Source organism: Prevotella dentasini JCM 15908, from assembly GCF_000614065.1.
Classification (GTDB): domain Bacteria; phylum Bacteroidota; class Bacteroidia; order Bacteroidales; family Bacteroidaceae; genus Prevotella; species Prevotella dentasini.
In genome coordinates this window covers 1-16,896 of sequence record NZ_BAKG01000005.1, presented here as the reverse complement: position 1 = coordinate 16,896, position 16,896 = coordinate 1, and the positions used below count along the sequence as shown (strand labels likewise).

At 54.2% G+C, this 16,896-nt stretch carries 9 protein-coding genes and 3 pseudogenes; 7 read left to right on the top strand and 5 right to left on the bottom strand.

The genetic code is table 11. The features are described 5' to 3' along the window. Positions 1 to 175 precede the first annotated feature (175 nt). Entirely contained in the window at positions 176 to 1,045 is an 870-nt protein-coding gene (locus tag JCM15908_RS03555) for an electron transfer flavoprotein subunit beta/FixA family protein (RefSeq protein ID WP_025002287.1), read from the bottom strand. 501 nt (positions 1,046 to 1,546) lie between these two features. Then, positions 1,547 to 2,596 carry an OmpA family protein gene (locus tag JCM15908_RS03550; protein ID WP_025002286.1) on the bottom strand — a complete coding sequence of 350 codons (1,050 nt, stop codon included), beginning with the start codon at positions 2,594 to 2,596 and terminating at the stop codon, positions 1,547 to 1,549. 640 nt (positions 2,597 to 3,236) lie between these two features. Here JCM15908_RS03550 and dnaG point away from each other — a divergent pair. The 3 genes and pseudogenes from dnaG (at position 3,237) to cls (ending at position 8,405) form a co-directional block, all read left to right on the top strand. Beyond that, positions 3,237 to 5,164: pseudogene (gene dnaG, locus JCM15908_RS12090) on the top strand (DNA primase). Then, positions 5,161 to 6,825, top strand: coding sequence for a hypothetical protein (locus tag JCM15908_RS03535; protein WP_025002285.1), 1,665 nt, complete (start codon positions 5,161 to 5,163; stop codon positions 6,823 to 6,825). The pseudogene dnaG and the gene JCM15908_RS03535 overlap by 4 nt, the downstream one beginning before the upstream one ends. Before the next feature lie 158 nt (positions 6,826 to 6,983). After that, positions 6,984 to 8,405 carry a cardiolipin synthase gene (gene cls, locus JCM15908_RS03530; protein WP_025002284.1) on the top strand — a complete coding sequence of 474 codons (1,422 nt, stop codon included), beginning with the start codon at positions 6,984 to 6,986 and terminating at the stop codon, positions 8,403 to 8,405. 141 nt (positions 8,406 to 8,546) lie between these two features. On the opposite strand, the pseudogene JCM15908_RS12085 reads toward cls, so the two are convergent. The 3 genes and pseudogenes from JCM15908_RS12085 to nadB form a co-directional block, all read right to left on the bottom strand. Beyond that, positions 8,547 to 9,076: pseudogene (locus tag JCM15908_RS12085) on the bottom strand (RsmD family RNA methyltransferase). 18 nt (positions 9,077 to 9,094) lie between these two features. Then, positions 9,095 to 9,910, bottom strand: a complete 816-nt coding sequence (locus tag JCM15908_RS03520) for a DUF3822 family protein (RefSeq protein ID WP_025002283.1) — start codon at positions 9,908 to 9,910, stop codon at positions 9,095 to 9,097. Positions 9,911 to 10,375: 465 nt separating this feature from the next. Then, positions 10,376 to 11,974, bottom strand: coding sequence for an L-aspartate oxidase (nadB, locus tag JCM15908_RS03510; protein ID WP_025002281.1), 1,599 nt, complete (start codon positions 11,972 to 11,974; stop codon positions 10,376 to 10,378). Between the two features lie 225 nt (positions 11,975 to 12,199). Between nadB and JCM15908_RS03505 the strand changes: the two genes are divergently transcribed. From JCM15908_RS03505 to JCM15908_RS12075, 4 genes and pseudogenes are all read left to right on the top strand, one after another. Further along, the gene (locus tag JCM15908_RS03505; RefSeq protein ID WP_025002280.1) at positions 12,200 to 12,604 is read left to right on the top strand and encodes a hypothetical protein; all 405 of its coding nucleotides are present in this window, start codon (positions 12,200 to 12,202) and stop codon (positions 12,602 to 12,604) included. Between the two features lie 25 nt (positions 12,605 to 12,629). Next, positions 12,630 to 13,927: pseudogene (gene dacB, locus JCM15908_RS12080) on the top strand (D-alanyl-D-alanine carboxypeptidase/D-alanyl-D-alanine endopeptidase). Between the two features lie 99 nt (positions 13,928 to 14,026). Further along, positions 14,027 to 15,193, top strand: coding sequence for a mechanosensitive ion channel family protein (locus tag JCM15908_RS03495; RefSeq protein ID WP_025002279.1), 1,167 nt, complete (start codon positions 14,027 to 14,029; stop codon positions 15,191 to 15,193). Positions 15,194 to 15,414: 221 nt separating this feature from the next. After that, a complete protein-coding gene (locus JCM15908_RS12075; protein ID WP_234396366.1) occupies positions 15,415 to 16,557 on the top strand; it encodes a metallophosphoesterase in 1,143 nt (380 codons plus the stop codon). The last annotated feature ends 339 nt before the right edge of the window (positions 16,558 to 16,896 follow it).

Here is a 16,896-nt window from a genome sequence, read left to right as displayed (position 1 = left end):
TGTTGAATGAGTGTGCAATTATGAAGAATCATGACCGAAGATGGGGAAACGGACGGCCTCCTTATCTTTTATTCAATATCGCTTTGCGAGCCTGTCATAACCCTTCATTCATCTTTCCGATTCATTTGCCGACGTGCGACAAATGCCTACTCCCTCGTTCAACATTCCCAACTGCTTATCCTATAATCTTCTCGTTCAACAATTCTTCCACGAGTCCTTTCACATCCGCATCAGAACCTGTGAGCGTCTTGCTCTCCTTGGCCTGAAAGACGATGTTCTGAACAGCCTTCACCTTTGTTGGCGAGCCGGACAGACCACACTGGGCGTCGTCTCCGTCAACATCGGCTACCGACCACTGATTCAGCGTCAGATAAGGACGCTCCTCGTAGAGGGCCGCCCAAGGCTCATCGCCCTTGCGCTCCATCGGGCAGGTTGCGTACTTGTACTTCATCACGAGCTTGGCATTGCAGGGACGGGCCGGGGCAGCACTGCCATTGACGGTAATCAGGACAGGGAGCGGAGCCTCGACCGTCTCCACGCCGCCGTCGATATGACGACGGATAGTCGCCTTGCCATCCTCTATCTTCAGAATCTCCTCTGCATACGTAACTTGGTTCAGTCCCAGTTTCTGTGCTACCTGAGGACCAACCTGCGCCGTATCTCCGTCGATAGCCTGACGGCCGCCGAGAATAACGTCTACATCACCTATCTTCTTGATGGCAGTCGCCAGCGCGTATGAAGTAGCAAGCGTATCGGCACCCGCAAACTTGCGGTCGGTCAGCAGCCAACCCGTATCGGCACCACGGTAAAGTCCCTGCCGGATAATCTCTCCGGCACGCGGAGGCCCCATTGTCAGGACACCGACCGTGGAGCCGGGGTTCTGGTCTTTCAGCCGGAGAGCCTGCTCCAGTGCGTTCAAGTCTTCGGGGTTGAAGATGGCAGGGAGTGCAGCACGGTTGACTGTTCCTTCCGCCGTCATGGCATCCTTGCCCACATTTCTTGTGTCAGGTACTTGCTTGGCAAGCACTACAATTTTCAAACTCATATATTATCAATGTGTTATTAGAATTTTCAATCCTATAAAATACGGTGGCAAAAGTACGCTTTTTTTGCAAGTCTCACAAATAAATTGCACAAAAACGCTTCTTTCGCGCACATATCCAACAGATTGTGCAGACTGATAGTTACGCCATGACAAGGGAGAATGATTTTGCTAAAAAATGAATACGGCAGGGAACCGATGCCATATCCTGCCTGCCATATATACCGTCTTATTTCCTGTTATTTTATTTTTCCATTTTTACCGTCATTCTGTCAACCTCCGTAACATACTGATAGTCAAAGGCCGAAAAGTTAAAATCACTGACAGGCTGACAGCAACTTTCCTTCAGGAGCTTCGGAGGAAGTACATCGCCGGCACCATTTCAGACAGCATGCTCCTCCCATCTGCACCCCCTCATAGCATTGGAAATCAAAAGAATACAAAAACGGGGGCAGTCCGTCGAAGAACTGCCCCCGTCAAGGGAAGTATATCCTTAAGTTTGATTTACTTTACGTAAACAATTGCCAGACGGTTAGAGGTTGTACCCTGAACGCCTTTACCCGTAGCCTCGTCGATAACTACGCCACGGTTCTGGAGATAGTAGGCTACAACATTGGCACGAGCCTGAGAGAGACGGTCGTTAAGCTCCTTGGAACCTTCCGGAGAGCTGGTGCCTACAATCTGAACATGGCTGCCTGCCTTCACTTCGTCAAGTGCCTTCTTGGCATCGTTGGTCAGAAGAGACTTGCCCTGAGCAAAGGTAACGAATACAAGATTCTCTACACGAACCTCCTTGGTAGAAGTAGTCGGAACTTCCTTCACAACCTCCTTTATAACTTCCTTGACAACCTGCTTTGGCTTGGCAGCGAGCTGATTGCGCAGGGAGTTGATTTCATCGTTCAGTTCACCGACGTTCCAAACCTTGAAGTTGTGGATGCCGTTAGAAGTATTGAACTTGTAGTTGACGCCTACGAAGAGACCCAGCTGAGCACCTCCCTTATCGAAACGGACAGCATCTTCCGGGCCGGAAGTCAGGTTCCAGATGATTGCCGGCTCCGCATAAAGCTGCCATGCCTTGTCCGCACCGAGATTCCAAGCAAATATCAGGCCGGTCTTGGCAGTCAGTTCGGTATCGTCGCCGTGCTTCAGATAAGAATCGCCCAAAATCATCTCATAGCCGATACCTGCCTCGGCAATCACCTCGAATGTCTTCTGAGGATTGTAGCCCAAGAAGAGATTGGTCAGGTTTACCGTACCGTTCAGACCGAGGTCTACCACGCGGGCAAACGTGTGGCTGTTTGCCAGACCATTGTCGCCAAAGCTGACAAGGCCCTCCAAGTTTGCACCGAAGACCGGACTGAAGTTCTTACCGAGCTTCAAGCCTCCCCAACCGTTAAGCGGAGTAACCGACTTCAGGTTCATAGGTGTCGTAGCTCCTGCCTCTACACCGATATACGTATTGTCCAAAAACTTTGCCTTCTCATAAGCAACCTGTGCCTGCGTACCACCGATGCCAAGAACGAGCATCGAAAGAGCAACTAAAAACTTTCTCATATTTTTTGAATTGATTAAACTTCCTTTACATTCTTTTTCCTTAAAATGGAAGTGCAAAGGTAATTGTTTTTTTCCAATGACACTACTATTTGGGCCTGAAAATGCTCTCTACAGGCGTTTTCCCGCTTTCAACGGCCTTTTTGAAGGCGAACAGACAGCTTAGGAAGATTCTATGCTGCTTAATTTCTGTCTCTTTGCAGTGCATGTTCCTGAAAAGAGACGAAGGCAGACACGGGGAGAAAAAGAATATTTTTCATCTGACAACAGCATCAAAAAGCCTGCGGACGCGATAAGATGGCATTGATTTCTGAATATAATCACAACCCGGCTCCAACACGCAGAAATCCATAGCACAAGCTCCTGTTTATCAGGTATTTACTATCGGAGAAACGAAAGTGCCGTTTTCACATAGCCAAAACGGTACTTTCATGTAGTCAGAACGGCACTTTCGAAAGATGAAAGTGCCACAACGGCCGGGCGACCGGGAAAGTTCTCGCCCGAAAGGGGGTAGGTTACGCTCCGCTAACATCCATAGCCGACGACCGGCATGCGCCAATCCGGCACGTTGCTCGCCGTCCGGAGAAAAGTTCACCGCCTTGTTTTTGTTTATTTCGTCCGTTTGTGTTATCTTTGTAGCACAATGATAGACAGACCTACAGTAGACAAGATAATGGACGCGGCGAACATCGTCGATGTCGTTTCCGAATTTGTATCCCTGCGCAAGACGGGAGCAAGTTTCAAGGGCCTGTGCCCGTTTCACGACGACCGCACGCCCTCGTTCTCGGTCAGCCCCGTGCGCGGAGTGTACAAATGCTTCTCGTGCGGAGCGGCAGGCAACGTGGTGAAGTTCATCATGGAGCACGAACAGATGACCTACCCCGAGGCCCTACGATGGCTGGCCAACAAATACCACATAGAGGTAAGGGAGCGCGAGCTGTCGACAGAGGAGAGGCAGCAGGAAAGCGAGCGCGAATCGATGTTCCTTGTCAACGAATGGGCAGCTAAATACTTTGAAGACGTGCTGCACAACGACGTCGACGGTGTAGCCATCGGCATGCAGTATTTCCGCAGCCGTGGTTTCCGCGACGACATCATACGCAAGTTCCGTCTCGGCTTCTGCCTGACCTCGCGCCACGCCTTTGCCGACGCGGCACTGAAGGCAGGCTACCAGAAGGAGTTTCTCACGAAGACGGGACTCTGCTTCGAGCGCGACAACGGCGAACTGACAGACCGCTTCAACGGGCGCGTGCTCTTTCCGTGGATTGGCGTAAGCGGCAAGGTAACGGCCTTCGGCGGACGACTGCTCGACTCACGGACGAAAGGGGTCAGCCAGAAATACGTCAATTCGCCCGACAGCGACATCTATCACAAGGAACGGGAACTCTACGGCATCTATCAGCCAAGAAGGCTATTGCCAAGCACGACCTCGTCTACATGGTCGAAGGCTATACCGACGTAGTGTCGATGCACCAGTGCGGCATCGAGAATGTAGTGGCCAACAGCGGCACAGCCCTCTCAGTCTATCAGATAAAGCTGCTCCGCCGGTTTACGCCCAACATTGTCCTGCTCTACGACGGCGACGCTGCCGGACAGCATGCCGCCCTCCGAGGTACGGACATGCTGCTTTCCGAGGGGATGAACGTGAAGGTGCTGCTTCTCCCCGACGGCAAAGACCCCGACGAGTTTGCCCGCACCCATTCGGCACAGGACTTCAGGCAATATATCGAAGACAATCAGACTGACTTCATCGTCTTCAAAATCAACCTCCTGCTCAACGGAGTTACCGATCCCAAGAAGCGGTCGGATGCCATCAACTCCATTGTAGAGAGCATTGCGGTCATCAAGGACCCTATCCTGAGAGACACCTACCTGCGCGAGTGTGCCAACCGTACGGGAGTGCCGGAAACAACGCTGATGGCACAGATGAACCGGCTGATACACACCAGCCGAGAACAGGAGACGAAGAAGCAACAGCAGCAACAGGCGGAGCATCCGCAGGATGAGCCGTTCCGTCCGGCCACACCGATGCAGCAGGCATCAAGGGTAGAGACCATGCTAGTGCAGGCCATTGTGCGAGATGGCGAGAAGATTATCATCCGCGACGTGCAGAACGAGGCGACCGGCGAATCCATCAGCCTCAACGTCGCACAATATATCGCCTACGACCTCGGGCTGGATCAGCTCGGCTTCTCCAACCCTATCTACAATCAGATACTCACGGAGGCTGTCGAACACAGCAGCGACGAGAACTTCAAGGCAGAAGAATATTTCACCCATCATCCCGACATACAGGTTTCGACCGTTGCCGTGAAACTGAGTGTTGAGCAGTTTCAGCTTTCGGAAAGCCTTCAGGTGAAAGACAGCGAGATACGGCTGCACGACCGCATCATCCATCTCATCCTCGACTTCCGCCTCGACTATGTAGAGCACCACCTCAAAGAGCTGACCGCGCAGCTGAAACAGGAATCTGACCCTACGAGGATGCTGCAGCTGATGGGCGAAGTAAAAAAACTACAAGACGTGCGCAATGCGCTGGCACGAAAACTTGGCAATGACATTGTGGTATGATAGACAGACTGAAGCAGATATTCAGAAGCAAGATGCAGTTGGCTGACTTGGATGCCGCTGCCAACCAGAGGTTGGTAGCCAACGCCCTTAGTGCCCTGAACTGTCAGGGAGAATGGCACAAAGAGAAAGACAGCCATATCGTCAGATACGATTTTCAAGGCGGACACTTCAACATTCACATACAGCCTTCCACCCACTATGTCTTCCTCTCCTTCCTATACATAGCAGAGGCAAAGCTCGTCAATCTGAACGGGGTAAGGACATTGTGCAACCATTTTAACCTCAGCTCAGACGGACCGCGCTTCTGCTATTCCATCAACGAGGAGTCCGACGTCATTGATATTCACCTGATGATAAACCTGCTGCTCGACGAAGACAGGGCGCAGGAGATTTTGTCTTCCGCCATGTCCAGTCTCTTCGGGTGGCAAAACGTATTCGTCAGAAAACTGAAAGAGACCGAGGACGAACTGGAAAAGACCAACGGGAAGGACACGGAACAGCTCAACCGGCAACTGACGCGCGAACTATACCTTATCCGCGAGCAGGAACTTGCCCATCAGCTTGTCGCACCAAACTGGCGGTCCAACCAGACCCAGCCTGCCACACTGGCACAATGGATGGACACTGCCTTCGGTATGAAGGACTTCATTCCCTCCCAACTACAGACGATAACCGACGAAATATCTATTATAAAGGTACGAGAGGATATCCGGAACCTTGATTTTTCCTCCCTCCTGATAGCCGGACAGGATTTCGTGCGCAAGGAAGCGACGCTCAACCTGACCTTCTTTCTTCCGTCCGAACCCGATGTGCGGCGCTACATGACCTTCCATCTCCAGCAGGCACAAGGCGGAGAGGATGTCCTCTTCTATCGGGTGTCGGCATTGCTTCTGCCCCAGTCGGTTTCTCCAAACCATCAGATGACGTCCATGGAAACGCGTTCTTCGACCTGTTCGGCACTCATAGGCTACGACCTGCAACCCGAGAAACAGCGCAAGGACGAGTTCACTTACATCTGGAAGGAAGCAAGGGCAAAGCTGGCAGAGGGGAAGTTCAAGGACATGACCGAGGAGGAACGGCTCATCTCGAGCATTATAGTCCGCAACACGGCTTACGATGTTTTCTGGGGCAGAAGGCTCTATCAGACTGGACGATACTACGAGGCTCTGCTCTGGTTGGAGAACGCTTTCCGCTACTATCGTGCCGGCTTCACCTCGCTGAACAGCGACTCTCACGAGGACTTCTTCGAGGTTTGCTACATGATAGGGTTCTGTTACAACGAGTTGGGAGAGTACGTGCGTGCCCACTACTACCTGTCCCTGACAGTCGGACTCAACCGCATCACCTACGCCGAAGAATATATCAACTGCCTGTGCAACATGAGCGACTTCCGAGCCTTGGCCTACGTAGACAGCATTATCAATGAACTCGAACGGACAAAGGGAGAGAACGATGACGAAGAAGAGGACGTTCCATTAGAGCCGCACCTGCAATCCTTCCTATCGTTCGTTCGCCGCCGCAAGGCGTATATCCTGATAGACATGCACCGGTACAAGGAGGCAGAATCGCTGCTGAAGTCCCTGCTCAACGACCCGAACTCTAGCGGATTCGCCCAAAAGGAACTTGAATACCTTAAAGGACTGATGAAGGATAATTCATAATCAGGAATTCATCATTCATAATTGATGGTGCGGATAATTCGAGACACATCATTCCTAATCCAAAATTCACCATTGCGACAGCTCATAATTCAAAACTCGTAATTCAAAACTCAAAAACCCATAATTTCAAACCCCAACCTCCCCAACAAGAGACCCCTATGATTTACGTCCACTGGATATTCCTTCTCCTCTACACTGTGATAGCCGTACTGGCTATGATTACCGTACTGATGGAGCACCGGCAGCCTGCCAAGACCATGGCATGGGTACTCGTGTTGGCGTTTATGCCGTTGGTGGGCATTGTGCTCTACTTCTTCTTCGGACAGCGAACGCGGAAAGAGCGGCACATCTGGCAAAAAAGCCTCGACCAACTGACCAAGCGGTCTATGCTGGAGTTCGTAGAGCAGAAGGACTTACAGCTTCCCGGACAATACAAGGGACTGATAGACCTGTTCATCAACCAGAACTGGGCCCTCCCCTTCAAGAACAACGAGATGGAAATATATACTTCCGGCTACGAGCTGTTCCCTGCCCTGTTGCAGGAAATGGGCAAGGCGGAGCAGCACATCCACCTCACCTCTTACATCATAGACGACGACCCAGTGGGCAACCTCATTGCCGACACACTGATAGACAAGGCCCGTCAGGGTGTAGAAGTACGGGTAGTGTACGACGATGTAGGCTCATGGAAGACAAAAGGCCGATTCTTCGAGCGGATGCGAAAGGGGGGAGTAGAGGTCCAGCCCTTCATGCCCGTGCGCTTTCCGTCGTTTACAAGCAAGGTCAATTACCGAAACCACCGCAAGATATGCGTCGTAGACGGTGAGGTAGGATTCATAGGCGGCATGAACATTGCCCAACGCTACGTGAAGGGAAAGGACGGAACGGCATGGCGCGATACGCATGTCAAGATTGCCGGGCCGGCAGTCTACGGCCTTCAGCGTGCCTTCCTGATAGACTGGTTCTACGTAGACCGAACGCTCATCACGAACCGCAGGTATTATCCCGAGATTACTTCCGGGCAGAACGACGGCTTGGCGCAGATAGTAACGAGCAATCCCACCAACGACTGGCCGGAGATAGAGCAAGGCTATATGAAGATTCTCGCCGGCGCGAAGCGGTACATCTATATTGAGACGCCCTATTTCCTGCCTACCGACACCATTCTCTTCGCCCTGCGGACAGCAGCCGTGGCAGGCGTCGACGTGCGGCTGATGATTCCCCGGCACGGCGACTCGCGCATTGTGGAATGGGCTTCCCGCTCCTACGTATTGGAGACCGTGCGTGCCGGAGTGAAGGTCTTGCTCTACGACAAGGGCTTCAACCACTCCAAGCTCCTTGTCGCCGACGACAGCCTGTCTACCATCGGTTCGGTCAACGTAGACTTCCGCAGCTTCGAGAACAATTTCGAGGCCAATGCCTTCTTCTACGACCGCGAGATGGCACAGCGTGTCAAGGAAGTCTTCCTCCGCGATTCCGAAGACTGCATCCCCTTGGAACAGGTGCGCGACCTTGTCCACCGCCCGTTCCTCCGCCGCTTATGGGAATCCATAGTAAGGCTTCTCAGTCCGCTGCTATAGCCATTTCCCGACAACAAAAAAGAAAATATGATTTGGCAAGAGGGATAAGCCAACCGCCACCTTCAGCACGATAGGACATGCCTCCCTGCTATGACAAGCTCCCTGCCTGCCCTATCTTACTTATAATAAAGACCTTATCCCTTATCTGAAAATACTGAAATTCACACTCCCGTAGCTTCTGTGCTCAACGAAATGCGGATGAGCGGAGAAGTCGTTCTGCCTGCCATGCTCGAAGACAAAGACCCCGTCCTGCCCGAGCAGGCCGTACTCGAAAATCAAGTCGGGAATCTTGGCAAGGCCGGGCAGCGCGTAGGGAGGGTCGGCAAAGATAAAGTCGAACTGCTGATGACAGCTTTTCAGAAACCGAAACACGTCGCCACGGATGAGAATGTCGTTCTCCGCCCCTATCTTCTCCACGCACTGCGATATAAAACGGGCATGGTAGCGGTCCTTCTCCACGCTGACCACCTCGCGACAGCCACGCGACAGCAATTCGAGCGTGATGCTCCCCGTGCCGGAAAAGAGGTCGAGGGCCACCGCATCCCCGAAATCGGTATAGCCATTGAGCACGTTGAAAATATTCTCCTTGGCAAAGTCGGTGGTAGGACGCGCTTGAAAGTGCGCGGAATATCGAAGTGCCGTCCTTTATATGTTCCTGTTATGATTCGCATCTATTTGTTCCTTGAAGTTCAAATCTCAAAGTAACTCGCTTTCAGGTCGTAGGGAATGTCGTCCCTCTGCGCCATCGAAATATTGTTGAAGTCTGTATTCTGATTGATGATGAAGCTGCGCCGCACATAGCGCGGAAGCTGCTTGCGAAGCCAGTCGAGGTGGGTGATGTTGCCTGCGAGATAGACCTCGTCGCGCTCCTTGTCCATCCCGAGCTGCCGCCATGCGTAGAGAAGATAGTAGGCGGCATCGTGGGCGTATGTGGCATCGAAGGAATTGCTGAACTGGAAACGGTTCTGCTGAAAGAGGAATACCTCCATCCGCTTCTCGTGGAAGTAGGCAAAGAGCTTCCGGCGCGTCCCCGAGAACGACCGATGATAGAGCCTCGTCCACACAGGCTGCATGAGCGGCACAAAGGCGAAGTCGCCGAAATGGTCTTCAACTACCAGCTTCAGGTCCTTATTGACGGCAAACACGGCGACAGCGTTCAAGTCCGGCAGGGCGGCATGCAGTATCTCCTCGCCATGGTGCCCGTCGTAGATATGGTGATAGAGCGTCGCGCAGTCCTGTTCCTGCTCCTCATCGGCAGGCAGCAGCATCACCGGCGAGCCTGTCAGCACCAAGGCCTTCTTATATCCGCTTTGCAGCAGCTCCGACTTGGTGAAAGCCTCGCGCAGGTTGGCAGCCGTCGATATGCCGTTGTTCAGTCCGTATTCCTCGAAGACTATCTGCCCGTCTGCCTGCGGGTCGCCCACCGAGAACGACATTGTTCCCGTGGCAACACGTATGGTCAGCCGTAGTTTTCGGTCCGATATGTTGTTGTCTGTTTTCTCCATAAAAGCGGTTGTTTGCCATCCGTTCGCTGCCGGAGAGACCGACTCGCCGGCTCAACGTGATGACTTAGCCATGCAAACTTACATATTTTTTTCCGATTAGCACCCGTTTCACCTTAATAAATATCATCCGCACCTACTTTCAGAAGTGCCGGAATACCACAGCAGCCCCCGGCATGACACAGGACGGCATCCTGACTGCACCGTCCGCACCCAGTGCCCTGCACCCGGCTGACATGCTGGAATATCACCGCTGTTCCGGCTTTTCCACTATTCTGAACATGAAAGGAACCGCACTTGTTTCCGACCGTCCCACAACGACAAAACGGAAGTGCCACTTTGAGCATGCGAAACGGGCACTTTGACAACGCGAAAGTGCCCGTTTCGTTTTACCGCCGTGGCTGACTGAAAAAACGACAAGGGTTATCTTCCAAGACAATCCGCGCGTCAGGGCGCACGCCGGAGCACTTACTCCCCGTTCATGCCATCGTAGGCATGATGCGGATAGTCAGTGGTGAAATGCAGTCCGCGGCACTCCTTGCGCTCAATGGCCATACGGGTGATGAGGTAGCCCACGTTTATCATGTTGCGAAGCTCGCAGATGTCGCGCGTCGCCTTGACATGCTTGAAAAGTGCCTCGGTCTCTTCGTAGAGCAGGTCGAGGCGGTGCCACGCACGCTTCAGGCGCAGGTCGCTCCGCACAATACCCACATAGTTGCTCATAACCTCGCCCACCTCCTTTGCACTTTGGGTGATGAGGATACGCTCCTCGTTGGTCATCGTCCCGTTATCGTCCCATTCGGGCACGTCGGCATTAAAATCATAGCCGCCGGCACAGGCAAGGCTGTGGCGTGCGGCAGCGTCGGCATAGACAACGGCTTCGATGAGACTGTTCGAGGCAAGGCGGTTGCCGCCGTGCAATCCCGTACAGGAACATTCGCCAATGGCATAGAGCCGGCGGATGGAACTTTCGCCGTTGAGGTCTACCTTGATGCCTCCGCATATATAGTGGGCTGCCGGACGGACAGGAATCATCTCCTTCGTTATGTCTATGCCTATGGACAGGCACTTGTGGTAGATGTTCGGAAAGTGGCGTTTCGTCTCTTCGGGATCTTTGTGGGTAACGTCCAGACAAACGTGGTCGATACCGTTGATTTTCATTTCCTTGTCGATGGCGCGGGCAACGATGTCGCGCGGAGCCAGCGAGAGGCGGTCGTCGTATTTCTCCATGAAGGTTTCGCCCGTGGGCAGCTTCAGTATGCCGCCATAGCCGCGCATGGCCTCGGTGATGAGAAAGGCAGGATGGGTCTCGCCCGGATGGTAGAGCGAGGTGGGATGAAACTGCACGAACTCCATGTCCTTGATGGTTCCCTTGGCGCGGTAGACCATGGCCATGCCGTCGCCCGTGGAGATGATGGGGTTGGTCGTGGTCTGATAGACCGCACCGCAGCCTCCCGTACACATCAGGGTAACCCTGCTGAGATACGTGTCCACCTTCTGCGTGTCGGGATTGAGAATATACGCCCCGTAGCACTCTATGTTCTGCGTGCGCCTCGTAACCTCGACGCCCAAGTGGTGCTGGGTGATAATCTCTACGGCAAAATGGCCTTCCCTGACGTCAATGGCAGGATTCTCCCTGACGGCAGCCATCAGCGCGCGCTGTATCTCGGCACCCGTGTCGTCTGCATGGTGCAGAATACGGAACTCGGAGTGGCCGCCCTCGCGGTGGAGGTCGAACCGGCCGTCGGCCAGACGGTCGAAACTGGTACCCCACCCCACCAGTTCGCGTATCTGTCCCGGTGCTTCCCGTACCACCTGCCCGACAGCTTCGGGGTCGGAAATGTTGTCGCCGGCTATCATGGTGTCCCTGATGTGCTTTGCAAAGTCGTCTACTTCGGAATTGGTAACCGAGGCTATGCCCCCCTGTGCAAAGGCCGTATTGGCCTCGCCGAGGGTTGTCTTGCAGACGATGCAGACCTTTCCCCTCCGGGCTCGGGCTATCTTCAGGGCATAGCTCATACCGGCAATGCCTGCGCCGATGATGAGGAAATCGTATTTATAAACCATTATCGTTGTCTTTGACGGGAAAGGAAAGCACGTCGCCTGACAGGCCGGAGTGGCCGGAAAAGTCCGACAGACTCCCATCTATCCTCCGCAAAAGTAGCAATTTATTGAGATATAGCCACTAAGAAAGTATTTTTTTTGTACTTTTGCACTGAATTTCAATAGGATTCTATATTTACCGGGACGTGCATCTGCCTATCGGTGCATTTCCCAATCGTCATTATCGTTATGGAACGTACTTTCCAACATAGGGTCATGGTAACGGAATGGGCTGCCATCATCCTGTTCGCGGCCGTCGCCTTTTATTGGCTGTGGTTCCGCACAAACGCCGTTTATGTCGTCTTCGGGGCTGTCTTTGTCGTAATGACCATCATCGCGACAGACCGGGCCGTCAATTCCGAATACCGGCTGACCGACGACGGGCGGCTGATAGTAAGGCGCGGACGGTTCGGGCGCAGGAAAATCATACGCTTGGACGGCATATCGGACGTGCGGATTATGCCGCTCGCCTTCCGTCTGGGCAGCTTCGTGCTCATAGAATGTAAGGACGGCAAGGTGGTCAGCCTGCAACCCGGTAACATAGATTCTTTCGTCAAGGCCGTCCGAAAGCAGGGAGGGCTGAACAATGACTGAAGATTTTGAACTGCACGGAAAGAATATGAGAATAAAGAAAACAATAGCAGCAGCCCTCTTGGTACTGCTCTCCCTGCCTGCCCTGTCGCAGGTACGAATAGACAGCACCGAGGTAGCGAGGATATTATACGGCGTGCCTGCCGTGGCGACCACCGGGGAAGACAGCACCGAGACGGACAGCACCATTCTGGAATTTGCCACCGACCCGGGCCTGACATGGCAGCAGAACATCATCCAAAGACTCGACGGCATCATGCAGAGCAGCCTTCTGGAGACGGTGAACGTGGGACTGATGGTATGGGACCTGACCGACGGCACATGCCTTTACAAGTTCCGCGAACGCTCGCATCTCCGTCCTGCCTCGACGATGAAGTGCATTACGGCCATTGCCGCCCTTGACCGGCTCGGCGACAACCACCGCTTCACAACGCGGCTCTGCTATACGGGCGAGGTGGTAGACTCTACCCAGACCCTCAACGGAGACCTCTACTGCGTCGGGGGAATGGACCCGATGTTCGGCAACGGCGACATGGCGGCCTTTGCCAGTGCCGTCCGCCAACTGGGCATCACTACCCTGAACGGCAACATCTATGCCGACCTGTCCTTCAAGGACCGCGACCGGCTGGGCTACGGATGGTGCTGGGACGACGACAACCCGACGCTCAGTCCGCTGCTGGTCGGGCGCAAGGACAACTTTGCGGAACAGCTGCGACGCCATCTCCGCAATGCGGGCATCACGGTCAGCGGAGAGACCGGCGAACGGCAGCTGCCTTCCACCGCCCTCCACCTGACCTCGTGCAGCCATACCATCGGTGAAGTGATGCAGCGGATGATGAAAAAGAGCGACAATCTGTATGCCGAGGCCATGTTCTATCAAATAGCGGCGGCAGAAGGAACAAAGTGGCTTCCTACAAACAGGCACGCCAGTATATCCACACACTCGTCCGCAAGCTGGGGCTGTCGCCTGCCGACTGTATCGTAGCAGACGGATCAGGCCTCTCGCTCTACAACTACGTCAGCGCGGAACTCGAAGTGAAGCTGCTCAACTACGCCTACCATACCCCGAGCATATACTACACGTTCCTCCCCACCCTTCCCGTGGCGGGCGTAGACGGCACGCTCCGCAACCGCATGCGCCACACTCCGGCTGCCGGAAACGTGCGCGCGAAGACGGGAACGGTAGTCGGGGTCAGCTCACTGGCAGGCTATCTCACCGCCTCGAACGGACACCGGCTCAGCTTTTCCATCATCTGCAACGGCGGACTCAGCAATGCGCCGATGCGAAACCTTCAGAACAATATTTGCGTGGCTCTGTGCCAGTAGCCTTGCCCTGCCAAAGTACAGCGGTCCCTTCTGCTCCCTTGCTACTGCACGATGCGACAATGCCGCGTCCTCACCTTAACCCCACCCTCTCCTTTCACAATGGAAGAAATAAGAATATTCGTAGAAGACCTGCTCATGTCGATGGGCATGGAAGGTCATACCGTAGCCATACTGCGCCACGCTGTGCTCGTTGGCACAGCGATTGTCATAGCCCTGCTTTCCGACTATCTCTGCCGGAAGCTCTTGGTTCCCCTGATTCTAAAGCTGACAAAAAAGACGGAAGTGAAGTGGGACGACGTGGTCTTCGACCGCAAGGTGCTCAACACTGCCTGCCACATCGTACCGGCGGTAGTTATATGGGAGCTTCTGCCGATGGTGTTCTACCAGTATCCCGTCGTGAAAGAGCTGCTGACACGACTGACGGCCGTCTATATCACCTTGGCATCCACCCGGCTCGGTGTCGGCATCATCGACCGCCTGCGCTTTCTCAACACGCGCCCGGGCAGCTCAACGAGCCAATACCTGAAGTCGTTCTGCGGAGTCCTGAAGATAGTCTTTATCTTTGCAGCCGTCGTAGTGGTAGTGGCGTTGCTGCTCGGCCGCAACCCGATGACGCTCTTTGCCGGACTCGGCGCCACGTCTGCCATACTGATGCTTGTCTTCAAGGACACCATCGAGGGACTTGTGGCAGGAATACGGCTGACGAGCAACGAGATGGTACACATCGGTGACTGGATTACGGTGCCGGGAGGAACGGTAAACGGCATTGTTACCGACATTACACTGACGACGGTAAAGGTGCGCCAGTTCGACAATACGACCACGACGGTATCGCCGCTGACACTCGTCAACGGACCGTTTCAGAACTGGAAGACAATGAGCGAGGGCGAAGGCAGACGCGTGCAGAAGGCCGTCTACTTCGACGTCAGGTCTATCCGGATTGCCGACGACGAACTGAAGGCGCATCTGCTGGAGCGAGGATACATAAAGGAAGGGAACATTCCGGCAGACGCCATCAACATGGGGCTGTTCCGGCACTATATAGAGCACTATCTTGCCAAGCGCGAGGACGTCAACGAAAAGATGACGCTGATGGTACGGCAACTGGAAGCCACCCAGTGCGGCGTGCCCGTAGAGCTTTATTTTTTCCTCAGAAAGAAAGAGTGGACAGCCTACGAGCATGCACTTTCCGACATACTCGAACACGTCTATGCCTACGCCGGGGAATTCGGGCTCAAGGTCTACGAGCAGTATCCCGACCAGTAGCCGCCTGCCCGTACCGAGGAAACAGCCTGCGGAGAAGCCTGCAGCCGCAGGCCCATTTCCCCGGGAAGATATAAAAGTAACGGCCCGACGCTTGTGTATTCGGGCAAAAACCACTATCTTTGCATCAACGTAAAGACATTTTCTAATGGCAGACCACCGCAGGCGAACCTCCTTTCAGGAAAGGCCCTGCGAGGGCTACGGAACTCTTAATAATTACCGCTATGATAGTACCGATACTGTTGTTCTTCCTCCTGTTGGTCTGCCCCGACATCTACATTTGGGCAACCTACATCGCCCCCGGAAGCCGCTGGTGGGCCGACGTGGCATGGTTCGCTCCCTCGGCAGCGGCTCTCGTCTCGTTCGGCCTGTTCAACCGGGGAGTCTACCACAACACCTTCATGCGCTCCTTCATTGCCCTTGCCCTTTGCGTGGGCTTTCCCAAACTTACGTTCTTCCTGCTCCAGTTCGCCATTGCGTGGCAGTGGGCACTTGGCGTCGCCATCGCGGTGGTGGCAGCCCTCGTCTATGGCTTCTTCTTCGGATGGAGGCGGATTGTGGTCAAGACTGCCACGTGTGAGTCGGAGCTGTTGCCGCCCCTCTTCGACGGCTACAGAATTTTGCAGATGAGCGACCTCCACATTGGGACTTTCCGTCAGAACCCGGGATTTATAGACAAGCTCGTCAGGCTGGTCAACGAGCAGCAGGCCGACATGGTGGCATTTACGGGCGACCTCGTCAACCTGCACGCTGACGAGCTGCTCCCGTTCGTCGGGCGACTCAGCCAGATAAAAGCCCCCGACGGGGTCTACAGCATCATGGGAAACCACGACTACTGCGAATATGGGATGGAGACTACACGGTTACGCGGCAGACAGCAGAACGGCAACCGAAGGAAAGAGACTAAAGCCCACCGCAACCAAGCTGTACTGGAATATCTCGAAGAGAAGATGGGATGGAGGATGCTGATGAATGAGAATGTCGTCATCAGCCGCCCTTCCGCAGCAGATGGTGCAGAGAAAGCGGAAAGCATAGCGGTCATTGGAGTGGAAAACATCGGCAAGCCTCCCTTCAAAAGCATGGGAAACCTGCCGGAAGCCATGAACGGACTGACAGAAGGGACATTCAAGATACTCCTAAGCCACGACCCTACACACTGGCGGCACGGCGTGCTCCACCAGACCGACATTGCCCTGACGCTCTCCGGGCACACCCACGCCGGACAGCTGAAGCTCGGAAAGTTCTCGCCTGCCAAGTGGGCCTACAACGAATGGGGAGGCAAGTACACCGAGGGGGGAGCATGCTCTACGTCTCGCTGGGACTGGGCGGCACCGTCCCCTTCCGCTTCGGGGCATGGCCGGAAGTGAACGTGATAACGTTGAGGACGAAGAAACCCTGAAAGAGCAGAATCCCAAGGAGCACCGAAGCCCCTGTCCGGCAGCCCGGGCCCGGCTTCAGGACTATTCCCGGTGGGACGAGACGGCCGCAGGGCCACGGCAGGGCGTCTTGTCCGCACGGCAAAAAGGCTGAAAGGGGATTCGGCAAAAGGGCATCCGCATTGCGGAGGGACGGATACGCGCCTGTGGAAATACTGCCCGCGGGACGAAAAAACGGCAGTTTCGGGCAGTCGGAAAGCCGTTTGCGGCAAGCGGAAAAATTATATACGGTTAGCCGAAAATTTATATACGGTTAGCGGAAAATTTATA